The following is a 15,517-nucleotide window of genomic DNA, read 5'->3' as shown; positions in this document are numbered from 1 at the left end:
TGATTGTTTAAACAAACAAACTGTAAGAGGAGGATTCGCTATAATGAAAACCGTTTTACATAGATTAGAGCAGCATCGAAATTTCTTTGCGACCGGCAGGACAAAGGATGTGGATTTTCGCCTTTCTCAGCTGGGTAAGCTGAAAAAGGCGATTGTGGAGCATGAGCAGGAATTGAACCAGGCATTGACGAAGGACCTGGGAAAATCCGCATTTGAGGCCTATGCTTCCGAGATCGGTTTTGTATTGGACAGCATCAGTCTTTTTATGAAGCATGTAAAAGATTGGTCAAAGGTGCGAAAGGTGAAAACGCCGCTCGTTCACTTGGGGTCGAAAAGTTATATCTATCCGGAGCCTTATGGAACCGTACTGATAGTCGGTCCATTCAACTATCCGTTCCAGCTTGTGATGGAGCCGATGATCGGAGCAATGGCCGCGGGTAACTGTGTCCTGCTCAAGCCTTCCGAGTTCACCCCCAACGTTTCAAAGGTAATGGCCAAAATCATTCAGGAGAATTTTGAAGAAGGATATATCAGCGTTATGGAGGGTGGAAAGGACGTCACCTCCGAGCTTATCCATGCACCGTTTGACTATATCTTTTTCACGGGAAGTGTCGAAGTGGGGAAAATCGTCATGAAGGCGGCAGCGGAGAATCTTGTGCCAGTCACGCTGGAGCTTGGCGGAAAAAGTCCCTGTATTGTCGACAAGGATGCGAACCTGGAAGTAGCGGCGAAAAGAATCGTATGGGGGAAATACATGAATGCAGGACAAACATGTGTCGCTCCTGATTATATTCTCGTCCACCGTGATGTAAAGGAACAGCTCGTAAAAAATCTGGTTAGGACCATCAAGGATTTTTATGGGGAAAACCCGCAAGAGAGCAGAGACTATGGACGCATTGTGAATGAGCGCCAGTTTGACCGTCTTGTCTCCTTATTGGATGAGCGGAAGGTAGTTGCCGGCGGATCTCATCAAAGGGAAGAACTGTTCATGGAGCCTACTCTGATGAATGAAGTAAGCTGGGATGATAAGGTGATGCAGGAGGAGATATTCGGTCCAATTTTACCTATCCTTGAGTATGGCGATCTGCAGCAGGCAATCGAGCAGATAAATGCGAAGCCGAAACCATTGGCATTATATCTTTTCACGGAAAATAGCGAAGTGGAGGACCGGGTAATCCAGAGCTGTTCCTACGGAGGCGGATGCATCAATGATACGGTGACGCACCTTACCAATCCGAATCTGCCCTTTGGGGGAGTGGGGCCGTCCGGAATTGGCTCCTATCATGGAAAAGACAGCTTTGAAACCTTCTCACATAAGAAAAGTGTCATGAAAAAGAGCACCAAGGTGAACTTGAGCTTCATTTATCCACCGTACTCGGAAAAAAGCATCAATTTTTTAAGGAAAATTATGAAGTAAGGAGATATATTCCAAAAGGTTTGGGTCTATTTTGTCATTCCTTTTTCCTGACGGGTGTGTTAATATTTAGGAATACGAAATATATATGTAGGAAACGTGCGCATAAAAATGGATCTTCGCTGGTGGAGATTCATTTTTCGTTTTTCCTTTTTATGTTCTTACTAGTCTAGGAAGGTGTATAAAATGATACCCAAAAAAATAAAGGAACCGTTGTGGACGAAATCCTTCATTATGCTGATGGTCGGAAACCTGTTTGTCTTCATGAGCTTTCAGATGCTGATCCCGACGCTGCCTCCTTATATAAAATCCTTGGGGGCTACCGGATTTGAAATTGGGTTGGTAACCGCCCTTTTCTCGATCGGTGCGGTTCTGAGCAGACCGTTCATCGGTTACCTGCTGGAATTCAAAGCAAGAAAACCACTTGTACTTGTCGGTGCTGTGGCACTACTATTGATTACCATCATTTATCCCATGTCCCAGGTTGTCGTGATCTTCTTGTGCTTCCGCTTTATTCATGGGTTGGCATGGGGCTGGTCGACGACAGTAAACGGCACAGCTGCGGTTGATGTTATCCCGAAATCCCGTCTTGGGGAAGGGATGGGGTATTACGGACTATCGATCACGCTTGGGATGATCATCGCACCAAGCTTAGGAATCTTCCTTTATCAGGTGACAACATTCTCCAACTTGATATATCTTTCAGGTGTGCTCGGAGTCATAGCGCTGGTTCTTTTAGGAATCGTAAACTATCAAACTCCTGATGTAGTGAAGGAAGCCAAGCGCGAAGACTTGAAGTTTTCCTATATAGGGTCCTTGGTGGAGAAATCAAGCTGGTATCCATCGTTTATCACGTTGGTTGCGACCTTCGGGTATGGAGCGATTGTGACGTTCATCGTGATTTTCGGAGAGGAGAGAGGAATCGAGCATATTTTCCTTTTTTATCTGTTCAATGCAGTGATGGCCTCTGTTTCTCGACCTTTTGCTGGTAAATGGTTTGATTCTCATGGTCCAAAAGGGCTTGTGCTTTTCTGTATGACGCTCTCCTTCATCGGCATGTGGGTGCTTTCTTTTGCCCACACCGACGCAATGATAGGCATTGCTGGCGCCTTGTTTGGTGTAGGATTCGGTTCCTTGATCCCTACCTTGCAATCTTGGACACTTTCTACGACACCGGACAATCGCCGCGGTGTAGCAAACGGCATGTTCTTTTCATCCATCGACCTTGGAATCGGACTCAGTGGACTGATCTTCGGCGTGCTCGCCCAATTCGTCCAGACAGCAACCCTCTTCCAGATCTCAAGCATCTTCCTGCTCTTCGCCATGTGGTTTGTAGTGGTGGAGGGAAGAAAAAAGAAGAACACAAAAAGGGGCCTGGCCCCGCTGCGATAAAGTACTAAAGCAGCGGGCTCAGGCCTTTTCTATTTCTTTTACTCGGCCTACTTGTCCGTCTTCAAGACGGACCTTGATGCCGTGGGGATGGAAGCTTGATTTTGTGAGGATATCCTTTACAACCCCAGAAGTCAATTTGCCTGACCGCTGATCCTGCTTCAAAACGATCTTTACAGATAGGCCCGGTTTTATATCCGTTCTATTTTGTCCATTCATTTGGTAAATCCCGTCCATTCTTTTGAGGTTTGATTGAACTACTTTGTAATCATATCATAACCGTAAGAAGTCCCGCTTGTAGGGGATTTGAAATGAATGGAACAAAAGCAAACCGAGTCGCTCCTGTTCTTATCAATACCCCATTTCATCCAATAGCTCGATCATGAGATCAGGGCGGTTGGTGATCAGTCCATCCGCCCCCCGTTCCAACAGATAGCGCATCGTCTCCTTGTCATCGATGGTCCAGTAGTGAACCTGCAGTCCGCTGCGCTGTGCGTCGTTGATCAGCCGCTGGTTTGTAAGATCGATAATGCTTTGCTCCTGGGGGATCTGAAAAGCGTCCACCTCTGGAAGGTAGAGGTTTCGCATGAAAAGCTTATGGAAAATGACGAATCTCTTGATCTCCTGTTCTCCTCCAGCAAGCGCCACACGCCCCTTGGCATAGGAGTCGAATTTCTTGATGATGTCCTGATCAAAAGCTGCCACGAGCACCTTATCTTCCATCTCGTATTCTTCAATCAACTCCCAGAGCTTCTGGGCCATCTCGTCATAGTTGTCAGGAGGATTGCTATCCTTGATTTCTATTTCGATGCGCATGTTCCCAAATTCCTTAAACATTTCCTCGACAGTGGGAATATAGACTCCCTTTCCACGGAAGCTATGCTCACCATCCAGATCCTGAAAGTGATAGCCCGCATCCAAGGCTTGAATCTCCTCTAGCATCATGTCTGCCACTGTTCCCGTTCCGTCAGTGGTGCGGCCCACAGTCGGGTCATGAATGGCAACCAGATGTCCGTCCTTTGTGATATGTATATCCGTTTCAATGACATCGACTCCCATGTCAGCAGCCTGCCTGAAAGCTACCATCGTATTGGAAGGTGCCAACAGCTCGCCACCCTGATGGGCAATGACCAATGGCCGATCGTTCTTGAAATAAGGCTTCTCTTCTATCTTGCTAATGGGACTAAAAGTGAAAACCAAACATAAGGACACAACAATCGCCACCAAAAGCCCGGCTCCTAGCCCCACCTTGCGCGCCCAACCCCTCTTCCTGTTCAAAGGAATATTAACTTCAGCCATCCTTGTTCCCCCCGCAATCTCATAACATTCTATTCTCATTATAAAATATTTGGAATAGTATGTATATGGGGCCTGACCCTCAGAGCTTTAAAGCGCTGAGGGTCAGGCCCCTTCTTTAAATACTAAACGCATTCTTCACATCCTCCACAATCTGATGCCGATTGTATTCGAAGTAGAGGCCTTGGGTGAGGCGGTTGGGATCCCCGAAGAAGAAGCGTTCGTATAGCGTCTGTCTGGAGCCGAATGCACTCATGCTTACGTCCCAGGCGAGACGGAACAGCTTGATGCGGGTTTCTGCATCGGCGTAGGCTGCCTGGAAGTATTGGTCGATGTCTCCTCTGATCGGGGAGTTCAGGTCGGATTCGGTAGGAATACTGACGAGCCCACTCGCACCGAGGAGCTGGAGGATCTCCATGAATCTAGGATAGACCTTAGGGAATTGCAGGGTCGCGGCAGATAGCGGTGCAAGGTCTGGCACCATCGTTCCCCACTTATCAGGTTTGGCACCGATTTCGGATGCGAGAAGAAGTGCCTTATGATTCTCCAAGGCTATGATTATCTCACAAATTTTTTCTTTTACATGCTGATATTCCCCGATGGCAATGGTGTTGACAATCAGCTGCGCCACACCGAGCACGAATTCCGCCTTCATGACTTGGCGGGAGACCACCTGATGCAGGACAAGCGGCTTGAAGCTGCTTTTGGAATACAGATTATTGGCGACCTCGATATTTTCCACCACGAATAAACGCTCCCAGGGGATGAGCACGTTATCAAAGACGATGACCGTATCCATCTCCTCGAAACGGGAGCCGAGGGGGTGATTGAATAGGGAGGAGTCATAGGAAAATGATTCCCGGCAGATGAATTTAAGCCCCTCCGTATTGCTTGGGATGCTGAAGGCATAGGCGTAAGGCTCTTCAAACATTTTCAGCCCGGATGAGGACACGATGATTTCATCGGTTATCCCACCCTGTGTCGCTAAAAGGCGTGCCCCTTTAATCACAATTCCCTCAGCGTTCTTATCTATGATTCTTGCAGCGACGATATCATCATCCGATTCAAAGTGCATGGAGGACCGGTTCACCTGGGGCGCAATGAAGGTATGGGTAAAGGAAAGATCCTTTGTGCTTGCAGATTCATAGAATTGCAGGAGGTTCTGCGGGAACTGCGGGCCTTGCTCTGCCAGGATATCAGAGGCGGCGGCAAGCGCCATGATGTTTGTGTTCTTATAGTCCGGCGACCGCCCCATCATGCCAAATGAGGCTTTTGCCCACACCTGAATCATTTTTCTCCGTTTTTCGAGGTCCTCTTTTTTAAAGGGGCGCAGAAAAGAAGTGCCGATAGGTTCCCCTGTTTTTTCACACTTATATGTCATCAGATCTTTCAAATCCTTATCATGCTGCATATCATACAAGGCGGCCTGGCTTTTCATCACGCCGGAAAAGGCGGGATGCTCGGAGATATTCCCCTTAACCTTTTTGCCGTTATGCCAAACATTCGATTGTAAACGGTTGATGCGATCAATATATTGCTGTCCGCTGCTAATAGCCATCCTTTGTCCTCCTTGCCGGAAATTCTATCTATAATGTATGCAGGGAGCTCTGTCCTTTTGCAAAGAGAGGGCTGAAAAAATGGGATTGTGTGGTATATTGTAAAAAAAAGCACCTTGGAAGGAGCATTTTATCCATGAACGATTTCCATCAAGTGGACACGCCGTCCCTACTTTTAGACTTACAAAAATTAAAAACCAATATTCACAGGGTGAGCGGATTTGCTAAGGACCATGGTCTAAAACTCCGTCCGCATATTAAAACCCATAAGTCGATTAAAATTGCCGAGCTGCAGCTTGAAAGTGGGGCTGTCGGGATTACGACCGCGAAAATCGAGGAAGCGATCGTTATGGCAAGTGCCGGAATAAAGGATATACTCATTGCCTTTCCGATATCCAGTCCTGAAAAAATCAAGCAAGTCATCGGTTTGTTGAACAGGGGAGTGGACCTGAAAATTTCGGTGGACAGCCTCGAGCAGATCAAGCTGCTGCAAAAGGAGATCGAATCCACTTCTCATTCCCTGGAAGTGTGGATCAAGGTGAACAGCGGTTTGAACAGATGCGGAGTGGAACCGGGCAAGGCGGCGCTAAAGCTGGCGCAAGCAGTCCTCTTTTTATCACACTTGAGGGTCGGTGGTATTTTCACCCACGCGGGACATTCCTATGGAGCAGCCTCCAAAGAAAAAATCGAGGAGATTGCGCTTGCGGAGGCCAGTGCGGTTGTGGAGAGCGCAGAAGCATGTGAGAAGGCAGGGATACCAATTCTAGTGAGAAGTGTCGGATCGACTCCGACCTACGAGATCTCCGGAAAAGTGGAAGGAATTACGGAAGTGCGACCAGGCAATGCAGTCTTTTATGATGCCATTCAAGTGGGACTTGGTGTGGCTGCGCGCGCAGACTGTGCCCTGACGGTATTGGCATCTGTTGTTGGTGTGTATGAGGATAGAATCGTGCTTGATGCAGGAAGCAAAACGCTCTGCCTCGACAAAGGGGCACATGGCCTGGATTCCGTAAAAGGCTATGGCTATATAGTCGGATACCCGGATTTGAAGATCGATCGGCTTTCCGAGGAGCATGGGGTGGTCATTTTTGATGAAAAGCCATCCTTGAAGCTGAACGATAAAGTCCGAATCATCCCTAACCATGCCTGCACGGTAGTGAACCAGTTCGATGAATATACCGTGGTGGAAGGGGATCGGGTGGTGGACACCTGGAAGGTCGATGCGAGAGGGATGCGGAAATAATGATAGAAGATGGGGATATTGTATGAAATTGAAATCTTTAGCCGAAACAATGGCAATGGTATATGCAGAGAATCCAAAGGTGGAAGCGATCATGATTGCTGGATCCGTCTCGCGCAATTGGGAGGATTCCTATTCAGACATTGAGCTGCATCTTCTTTGGCGGGAGGCACCGGAAGACGAGGATAGAATGGCACCAATCGAAAAGGTGAAAGGGAACATCATAGATTTCCATGAATATGAGGACGAGGAGTGGTCAGAGACCTACTGGCATAAAGGCGTGAAATTTGAGATCAGCAGCTTTTTATCTGAAACCATCACCAGGGTTATTGACGAAGTGGTGCTTCATCATGATACATGCCTGGACTTACAATGTAATGTGGCTTCCTTTCAGGATGGGAAGCCTTTATTTGGGCATGAGCTGCTCTTGGATTTGAAGGATAAAATTAGTGTGTATCCAGAAGCGCTGAGAGAAAAGATGATCCTCGAAAATCTGGACTTTGGCAGCCGTTGGGGGAACCGTGAAGCGCTCTTATTTCGTGAGGATTGGCTTATGCTCTATCAGGTGATGGCCAGTGTCCAATCGAAGCTTATGGGTGCAATGTTCGGTTTGAACCGGATGTATGTCCATCATCCAGCCTATAAATGGCAGAGGCAGAGCTTGGAAAGGATGTCTGTGCTGCCCGCTGGATTCACAGAGAAAATGGAAGAGGTTTTGGTTCTTCACCCGATTGAAGGCTTGCGTGTTCTAGAAGGGGCTATCAAGGATGTTTTCGACGTTGTGGAAAGAGAAATGCCTTTTATGGACCTTCGTACATTTAGAGAAAAGAGCGTGTTTGTTAGGTCGAGTTAATGTGAAAAAATTGCTATGCGGCTGAAAACGTAAATACAGCTTGGCATGCAAGTGCATAGAATGATTGAGGATTTTTGGGCGATTTTTTCTACCAATCTAACATTCACCAGAAAAAAAACTGTCCGAATGCCAGTTACAAGGCGTTTCGGACAGTTTTATAAAATTAGGCTCTGTTATTGAGTAGTATAGATTTTCTAAGAATCTAGCTGTTGGTTGGAGCAATAGGCGAAGACTCCTCGAAAATGCGAGCATTTTCTTCGTGCGATGTATCGCTGCCGCAGCCTTCCTTGTCCTGCGGGAGGAAGGGACAGGGGAGACCCCACAGGCGAAGCCGAGGAGGCTCCCGGACCGCCCGCGGAAAGCGCAGCCTAGTGCGGAAATCAACAGCGGTGTTTAACACAGCCTAAAATTAAAGAACTCCCTCCAGCTCCTCCCAATAATAGCAGAGCGTCAGCAGACCCTTATCAAAATTCTTCAGCTTGAAGTTCTCGTTCGGTGCATGGACGTTATCTGACGGCAAGCCGAAGCCCATCAGTACGATTGGCGCTTTCAGGATTTCATCCAGGTTGGAGACGATCGGCAGGGAGCCGCCGCCGCGGGTGAAGGCGGTCGGAACTTCAAACACCTTTTCAAAGGCACGGCTTGCCGCCTGGATGGCTGGGTGGTCAAATGGCGTGACAAATGGTGCGCCTTTGTCGAACAGGCTGACTGTCACTTCAACTCCAGGTGGCGTGTGTTCTTTTACATGCTTTTGCAGAAGCTCGAGGATCTCGTCCGGATCCTGGTCAGGCACAAGTCTGCATGTAATTTTAGCATGTGCCTCCGATGGCAGAACGGTCTTGATGCCTTCACCCTGGAAGCCGCCATAGATCCCATTCACCTCAAGTGTCGGGCGGACCCATGTTCTTTCTAAGTGGGTGTAGCCCTTCTCACCGAATAGCTCGGTTACCCCAACCTCATTCATGACGCTTTCCTCTGATGCATTCAATGCTTCAAAGGCTGCCTTTTCATCCTCGGTCAATGGCACGACCTTATCATAGAAGCCCTCGACCGTAATGACACCATCCTTGTCATGAAAGGATTGTAGAAGCTCGACTACAGCATGTATCGGATTCTGTACGGCACCGCCATAGAGTCCGGAATGCAGATCTCGGCGCGGCCCTTTTACATCCAGCTGAAAGCCGCACATTCCACGCAGGCCATAGCAGATGGTTGGCTTGTCCTCTTCCATCATCGCCGTGTCTGAAACAACGATGACATCTGCAGCAAGCATGTCCTTCTTTTCCTCGATGAAAACTGGCAGGTTCGGGCTGCCTACTTCTTCTTCGCCTTCAATGCATATCTTGAAATTGAACGGAAGGGTGCCGGTCGTCTTCAGAATAGCCTCAAGTGCCTTTAGGTGCATAAAAGTTTGGCCTTTGTCATCACTGGCTCCGCGGGCATAGATGCTTTCCTCACGGATGGCAGGCTCGAAAGGTGCTGTGTCCCATAAGTGAAGCGGATCCACCGGTTGAACATCGTAGTGGCCATAGATGAGGACAGTCGGTTTGCCTTGTGCCTTCAGCCATTCTCCATAGACAATAGGATGGCCGTTTGTCGGATAGAGCTCGACATTGTCCATGCCAAGATTGCGCAGTGCTGATGCGAACCATTCCGCTGCACGGTGTGTATCTTCCTTATGGTCAGGTAGTGCGCTGATGCTAGGGATGGAGAGCAACTCGAAAAGCTCTTCCAAATGCTTGGACCGCTGTTCTTCTATATAGGTTTGAAAGGTCATGCTTTTACCTCCTTCTTTTGTAAAACAGGTGCTTTTCTGTATAGGGTCGCTTGCTCGTAAGCATAGCCGAGCTGGATCAGCGTGCTTTCCTCGTATGCTCTAGCGGTGAAGGTCACACCAACCGGTTTGCCTGTCTTCGTGTAGCCGCCCGGAACTGTGATGGAAGGGTATCCGGCTTTGGCAGGAAGACTTGCACCAAAATTATTTGGAGTCAGGATGGCATCCAACTCATACCCATCCATAGCAGCATCAATGCCGCCCTCTCGTGTGCTATACAGGTCCCGCTCCCTGCTGACCAGGTATTCTTCCTCCGTTAAAGTGCCGCTAAGATTCTCGGATTCTATGAGAACGGTCTGATCGTATTTAAGCATCTTGCCGGAGTCTTGCTTGTTAAAGGCGATCAGGTCCTTCAGGCTTTTGACCGGTACATGTGGGCCGGTCTTGCTCAGATAGGCGTTCAGGCTCGGTTTGAATTCATAGAAAAGCGTGTGGTAGTCCCATTTCTCTTTTGCAAAAGGAATGTTGACCTTATCTACAACCACCGCTCCATTCTCCCTTAGGCAGGCAATCGCTTCTTCCATGACAAGTGCTTCTTCATCAGAAAGATACGTAAAGAATGGGTCGCGCGCAATACCGATTCGCATGCCATGCAATCCTTCTTTTAAAAGAAAAGAGGTATACAATAGGCCGGGGTTTGGATTCGAAAAGGTAGCGGGATCCTTGTCATCGGTTGCTGTGAGTGCACTCAAAAGAATCGCTGCATCCGTTACGGTCCGCGCCATAGGTCCTGCCGTATCCTGGCTGTATGTAATCGGGATGATGCCCCTGCGACTGATCAAACCTACTGTCGGCTTGATTCCGACTAGTGAGTTCAAGCTTGCGGGACTAAGGATGGATCCTGAAGTTTCCGTGCCGATAGCAGCTGCTGCAAAGTTCGCTGCGATCGCAGCACCCGAACCACTGCTTGATCCGCCGACATCAAACTGGCCAGGTCCATAAGGATTCAATACTTGTCCGCCGCGGGAGCTGTAGCCACTAGGCATATTTTTCGTCATGAAGTTGGCCCATTCCGTCATATTCGTTTTCCCAAGGATGATGGCGCCGGCATCCCGGAGCTGCTTGGCAACAAAGGAGTCTTCCGCAGCGTTATGCTCAGCCAAGGCAACCGATCCAGCACTTGTATGCATATGGTCGCCTGTATCGATATTGTCTTTTACGAGAACAGGGATGCCGTGAAGAGGTCCCCTTGCACCTTTTCGCTTTCTTTCGAGGTCCAGTGCCTCGGCAATGAAAACAGCATCAGGGTTGATTTCAAGAATCGAATTCAGGGCGATCCCCTTTTTATCGTGCTGCCCGATTCGATGAAGGTACATAAGAACCAGTTCTTTTGAGGTGACTTCCCCGTTCTCGAGCGCCTCCTGCAGTTGCTCGATGGTCGCTTCTGGCAACCATTCATTCACTAGCCCAGCAAGCTTTGGATGGTACATAGCCGCTTCCTCCTTTGATTTTCAACTTGGTTTTTATAAAATGGCTCTGTTACTGTCTAGTGTTTATTTAATAAGAAACTAGCTGTTGATTGGAGCAAAAGGGGGAGACTCCTCGAAAATGCAAGCATTTTCTGCGTGCGATGTATCGCTGCCGAAGCCTTCCTTGTCCTGCGGGAGCTGGCGTTTAATGGAGACCCCACAGGCGAAGCCGAGGAGGCTCTCGTCAGCCCCGCGGAAAGCGCAGCCTTTTGCGGAAATCAACAGCGGTGTCTAACAGAGTCTATAAAATAAAAAATATTCCTTTATACTTCATAATAATAATTCAAACTATTTAAAAAACATAGTAAAAAAGGTATGATAGTAAAAAAAGGTGATAATTCAAGATATTCGTTTAGCTAAACGAAGTATTTGATTGAATATTATTTAGATTCATTTGTTTCAACAAAGCTCTTTTCTAACACATCGTTGGCAGTTGACTCAAGAAAAAATCGGCTTTTGGATTTTTTCTCTACAATTAGGCAATTTGCTACCCTTCTACAGTTATTCAATAGGAAAAGAGCACGAAGGAGCGTTTGAATGCGTGATTGCATTTCATACGTAGAGCAAAAATTAATGCGGAAACAGTTTTCAACATAGACTAAACATAGCAAACAGTTTGGGGGATCAAGACACATGGGGAAAGTTTTTTCTTTTTTAAAGCCATATAAGCTGGCGGTTGGGATAGCGCTGATGCTGATGCTTACAGAGCTTGTCGTGGAGCTGTTGCATCCACTCTTGATGGCGAAAATCATTGATGACGGCATTTTGCAGGAGGATCTGGGAGTGGTCATGAAGTGGGGAGGCATCATGGTCGGAATGTCCTTTCTGGCTTTCCTGGCCGGAGTCATCAACTCCTTCTTTGCCGCACATGTTTCACAAAACTTCGGTTATGACATCCGGAAGGGGCTGTATGGGAAGATTCAATCCTTCTCCTTCGCAAACTTCAGCCTTTTCCCGACGTCATCCCTTATCACAAGAATGACCAACGACGTGACACAGGTTCAAAATACCGTATTCATGAGCTTGCGCATCATGATGCGTGCACCTCTTTTGATTATCGGTGGCGTAGTCATGGCACTGATTGTCAATTTCCAACTGGCATTATTCCTTGTCATTGGAGTGCCGGTACTTTTTGTTTTCCTTATGTGGCTGATGAAAAGAGGGGGAGCGCTGTTTAAGGCGGTTCAGGAAAAGCTGGACGGTGTGAACAATGTGATGCGTGAAAACCTTGGAGGAATCCGTCTGATCAAAGCATTCTTGCGCAAAAATCATGAGATCAAGCGCTTTGACCATGCAAGTGAGGATTTGAAGGATCAGACTGTTTCCGCGCTGCGGCTAATGGAAATGACGATGCCGATCCTTCTGTTGATCATGAATCTGAGCATCCTGGCAGTCCTCTGGTTTGGAAGTGCAGGCGTGAATACCGGAAGCGTCCAGGTGGGGGAAGTGGTTGCGATTGTAAACTACGCCACGAGAATTACCGGAGCCCTATCGATCATCTCCTTTATTATCATGGCATTTGCCCGTGCAAAAGCTTCGGCACACCGAATTGCTGATGTCCTGGATGAGGAAGTGGATCTTATCGACAAGCAGGGAATTGAAGGGGGTGGTGCGGTGCTTAAGGGCGAAGTAAGCTTCCGTTCCGTATCTTTCCGTTATCCAAACACCGATACTCCAGTACTGGAAAACATCACGTTTGACGCGGAAGAGGGCTCGACCGTTGCCATCATGGGAGCTACTGGTGCCGGGAAGTCATCCCTGTTCCAGCTACTGCCGCGATTATACGATGTGAACGAAGGTGTCATTGCCGTTGATGGAAAGGATATTACCGACCTGCCATTGAAAAATCTTCGCAGACAGATCGGATATGTCCCGCAGGAAGCGCTGCTTTTCTCAGGGTCTGTCAGGGATAACCTTGCATGGGGCAAAGAGGATGCATCCATGGAGGAAATCATCCAGGCGGCAAAGGATGCGCAGATTCATGCGACAATCGACCGCCTGCCTCATAAATACGAAACAGTGCTGGGGCAAAAGGGTGTGAATCTATCCGGTGGACAAAAGCAGCGATTATCGATTGCTCGGGCTTTAATCAGAAAGCCGAAGATCCTGATGCTTGATGACAGTACGAGTGCACTGGATCTGAAGACGGAAGGAAAGCTTCTGACAGCCTTGCGGAAGTATGATTGCACCACTTTCATCATTACGCAAAAAGTGAGTACCGCAATGGAAGCGGATAAAATCTTGCTGCTCGAAGATGGAATGCTTCTGGAAGAGGGCAGTCATGAACATCTTCTAGCACATTCGACTCTCTATCAGAACATATATCAATCACAATTTGGAGCGGAGGTGGCAGAGCATGCCGAAGCGTATAAGTAGTAGTGCCGCCGTTCAGAATAAGGCCGATCCAAAGCCGAAAGCAAAGGATTGGAAAGGGACGATCAAGCGGGTCTGGATGTATCTTGGCGAGCGGAAAGGATTGCTCTCCTTGGTGCTGTTGATGGTACTTGCAAGCTCCGCCCTCGGATTATTGGGACCTTTCATTGTAGGAATGGCCATTGACAATTATATTGTGGAAAGAGACAGCACAGGACTTATCAACGTCCTGATCGGCCTTGTGTTCATCTATATCTTTTATTCGCTGTCCACCTGGCTGCAGAACTACTGGATGGTCGGGATCGCACAAGATACCGTTTATAAAATGAGGACCCAGCTTTTTCAGCATCTGCATAAGCTGCCGATTCCGTATTTTGATAAAAGGCAGCATGGAGAGCTTATGAGCAGGGTGACCAATGACATGGAGAATGTCAGCTCCACCCTGAACAGTTCGGTGATACAGATTTTTTCAAGTATATTGACATTGGTCGGAACAGTTTCAGTGATGCTTTATCTTAGTCCGATTCTGACATTGATTACGTTGGTGATCGTGCCTGTCATGTTCTTCGGGTTGAGGTGGATCACTTCACGGACCGGGCCGCTATTTAAGCAGACCCAACGCAATCTTGGAGAATTGAATGGTTATATCGAAGAGACGATTTCCGGTCAGCGCATCGTCAAGACCTTTTCCCAGGAGGATAAGGTCATGACGGAGTTTCTGGAGAAGAGCGAGCGTCTGAAAAAGAGTGCCTATTGGGCCCAGACCTATTCAGGCTTCATCCCGAAACTGATGAATATGCTGAACAACCTGAGCTTTGCAGTTATTGCCGGAGTCGGGGGCATCATGGCGCTGAATGGCATGGGAATAACCATCGGGGTCATCGTCATTTTCGCCGAGTACTCCCGTCAATTTACAAGGCCGTTGAATGATCTTGCCAACCAATTCAATACCCTGCTGTCGGCGGTTGCAGGGGCGGAGCGAGTTTTCGATGTGCTCGATGAAGAAGAAGAGGCAAGTGATGAAAAAGAAGCGATCGAACTGGAATCAGTTAAAGGAGAAATTGAGTTCATTGACGCTTCCTTCTCCTATGACGATGATGATACAACGATAAAAAATATCAGCTTCCATGCATCCGTCGGGGAAACGGTAGCATTCGTCGGACCAACCGGAGCAGGGAAAACGACGGTCATTAATCTGATATCGCGCTTTTATGATCTGGATAGCGGCAGCATTCTGCTTGATGGCCATCCGATTAATAGGATAAAGCGCTCGAGTCTTCGTAAGCATATGGCTTTCGTGCTGCAGGATTCGTTTCTGTTTGAAGGAACAATCCGTGAGAATATCCGTTATGGGAAATTGACGGCGACCGACGAGGAAGTGGAAGAGGCGGCAAAGCTTGCCAATGCTCAAACATTTATCAAAAAGCTTCCTGGTCAGTACGATTTTAAACTGAAGCAGGATGGCAGCGGGATCAGTCAAGGACAGAAACAGCTGCTTTCCATTGCGCGGGCGGTCCTCGCCAACCCGACAATCCTGGTGCTCGATGAAGCGACAAGCAGCATAGACACCATCACGGAAATGAAAATCCAGGAAGCCTTGCAGCGCCTGATGGAAGGGCGAACAAGCTTTGTCATTGCGCACAGGCTGAACACGATTCAGAAAGCGGATCAGATCCTCGTTCTGAAAGAGGGCGAAATCATTGAAAAAGGCTCCCACGAGGAACTGCTGGAGGAGCAAGGGTTTTACTATGACCTATTTACGAGTCAGTTGAAGAAGGAAGTCGGTTAAAGAAAAAGTCCAGTGTGTCGTCGGTTGTTGGGACGATGTGCTGGGCTTTTTTGTGCGGTTAGATGTGATTTTTTGTAAAGTGGATAAATTACTAGGGAAGGGGGCCAGGCACCCGGACAGATGATTCGTTAACCCTGTAATATTACACAACTTTGCCCAATCGAAAAGAACAATAGTCCCGAAAGCAATCCCTATTTCAACAAAACACTACAAATTACCCAAAACTGTACATAATTTTTTTCAAAATAGGATTATTCCCTCAAAATTAAGGGAAAAGGACTATGAATAAAATAATAGATTATTC

11 protein-coding genes are annotated in these 15,517 nt (G+C 47.8%); 6 read left to right on the top strand and 5 right to left on the bottom strand.

Annotated features, from left to right (window positions below; genetic code table 11):
• Positions 1-40 precede the first annotated feature (40 nt).
• Both ABN702_RS17005 and ABN702_RS17000 read left to right on the top strand, forming a co-directional pair.
• On the top strand, positions 41-1,417 hold the full coding sequence (locus ABN702_RS17005) for an aldehyde dehydrogenase (RefSeq protein ID WP_417900947.1): 1,377 nt from the start codon (positions 41-43) through the stop codon (positions 1,415-1,417).
• Positions 1,418-1,600: 183 nt separating this feature from the next.
• Positions 1,601-2,806 carry an MFS transporter gene (locus ABN702_RS17000; RefSeq protein ID WP_417897947.1) on the top strand — a complete coding sequence of 402 codons (1,206 nt, stop codon included), beginning with the start codon at positions 1,601-1,603 and terminating at the stop codon, positions 2,804-2,806.
• Positions 2,807-2,824: 18 nt separating this feature from the next.
• On the opposite strand, the gene ABN702_RS16995 is transcribed toward ABN702_RS17000, so the two are convergent.
• The 3 genes from ABN702_RS16995 to hpaB form a co-directional block, all read right to left on the bottom strand.
• Positions 2,825-3,022, bottom strand: a complete 198-nt coding sequence (locus tag ABN702_RS16995; protein WP_417897946.1) for a YwbE family protein — start codon at positions 3,020-3,022, stop codon at positions 2,825-2,827.
• 132 nt (positions 3,023-3,154) lie between these two features.
• Complete coding sequence (locus ABN702_RS16990; RefSeq protein WP_417897945.1) at positions 3,155-4,102, bottom strand: glycerophosphodiester phosphodiesterase; 948 nt, start codon at positions 4,100-4,102, stop codon at positions 3,155-3,157.
• Between the two features lie 115 nt (positions 4,103-4,217).
• The gene (gene hpaB, locus ABN702_RS16985) at positions 4,218-5,657 is read right to left on the bottom strand and encodes a 4-hydroxyphenylacetate 3-monooxygenase, oxygenase component (RefSeq protein WP_417897944.1); all 1,440 of its coding nucleotides are present in this window, start codon (positions 5,655-5,657) and stop codon (positions 4,218-4,220) included.
• Positions 5,658-5,791: 134 nt separating this feature from the next.
• Here hpaB and ABN702_RS16980 point away from each other — a divergent pair, with 134 nt between their 5' ends.
• Positions 5,792-6,898, top strand: a complete 1,107-nt coding sequence (locus ABN702_RS16980) for a D-TA family PLP-dependent enzyme (RefSeq protein ID WP_417897943.1) — start codon at positions 5,792-5,794, stop codon at positions 6,896-6,898.
• 22 nt (positions 6,899-6,920) lie between these two features.
• The gene (locus tag ABN702_RS16975; RefSeq protein ID WP_417897942.1) at positions 6,921-7,748 is read left to right on the top strand and encodes a DUF4037 domain-containing protein; all 828 of its coding nucleotides are present in this window, start codon (positions 6,921-6,923) and stop codon (positions 7,746-7,748) included.
• A 409-nt stretch (positions 7,749-8,157) separates the two neighbouring features.
• Here the strand turns inward: ABN702_RS16975 and ABN702_RS16970 are convergent, their stop codons facing one another.
• Positions 8,158-9,525, bottom strand: coding sequence for a dipeptidase (locus ABN702_RS16970; protein ID WP_417897941.1), 1,368 nt, complete (start codon positions 9,523-9,525; stop codon positions 8,158-8,160).
• A complete protein-coding gene (locus tag ABN702_RS16965) occupies positions 9,522-11,012 on the bottom strand; it encodes an amidase family protein (protein WP_417897940.1) in 1,491 nt (496 codons plus the stop codon). The genes ABN702_RS16970 and ABN702_RS16965 overlap by 4 nt, the downstream gene beginning before the upstream one ends.
• A gap of 672 nt (positions 11,013-11,684) precedes the next feature.
• Here ABN702_RS16965 and ABN702_RS16960 point away from each other — a divergent pair.
• Both ABN702_RS16960 and ABN702_RS16955 read left to right on the top strand, forming a co-directional pair.
• Positions 11,685-13,427 (top strand): ABC transporter ATP-binding protein, encoded by a 1,743-nt coding sequence (locus ABN702_RS16960; protein WP_417897939.1) that lies wholly within the window; start codon positions 11,685-11,687, stop codon positions 13,425-13,427.
• Positions 13,408-15,213, top strand: a complete 1,806-nt coding sequence (locus ABN702_RS16955) for an ABC transporter ATP-binding protein (RefSeq protein WP_417897938.1) — start codon at positions 13,408-13,410, stop codon at positions 15,211-15,213. The genes ABN702_RS16960 and ABN702_RS16955 overlap by 20 nt, the downstream gene beginning before the upstream one ends.
• The last annotated feature ends 304 nt before the right edge of the window (positions 15,214-15,517 follow it).

Source organism: Bacillus haimaensis, assembly GCF_048270625.1.
Classification (GTDB): Bacteria; Bacillota; Bacilli; order Bacillales; family Bacillaceae_I; genus Sutcliffiella_A; species Sutcliffiella_A haimaensis.
Note: the sequence above shows the minus strand (reverse complement) of the source record. Positions and strands in the feature narration are given on the sequence as shown.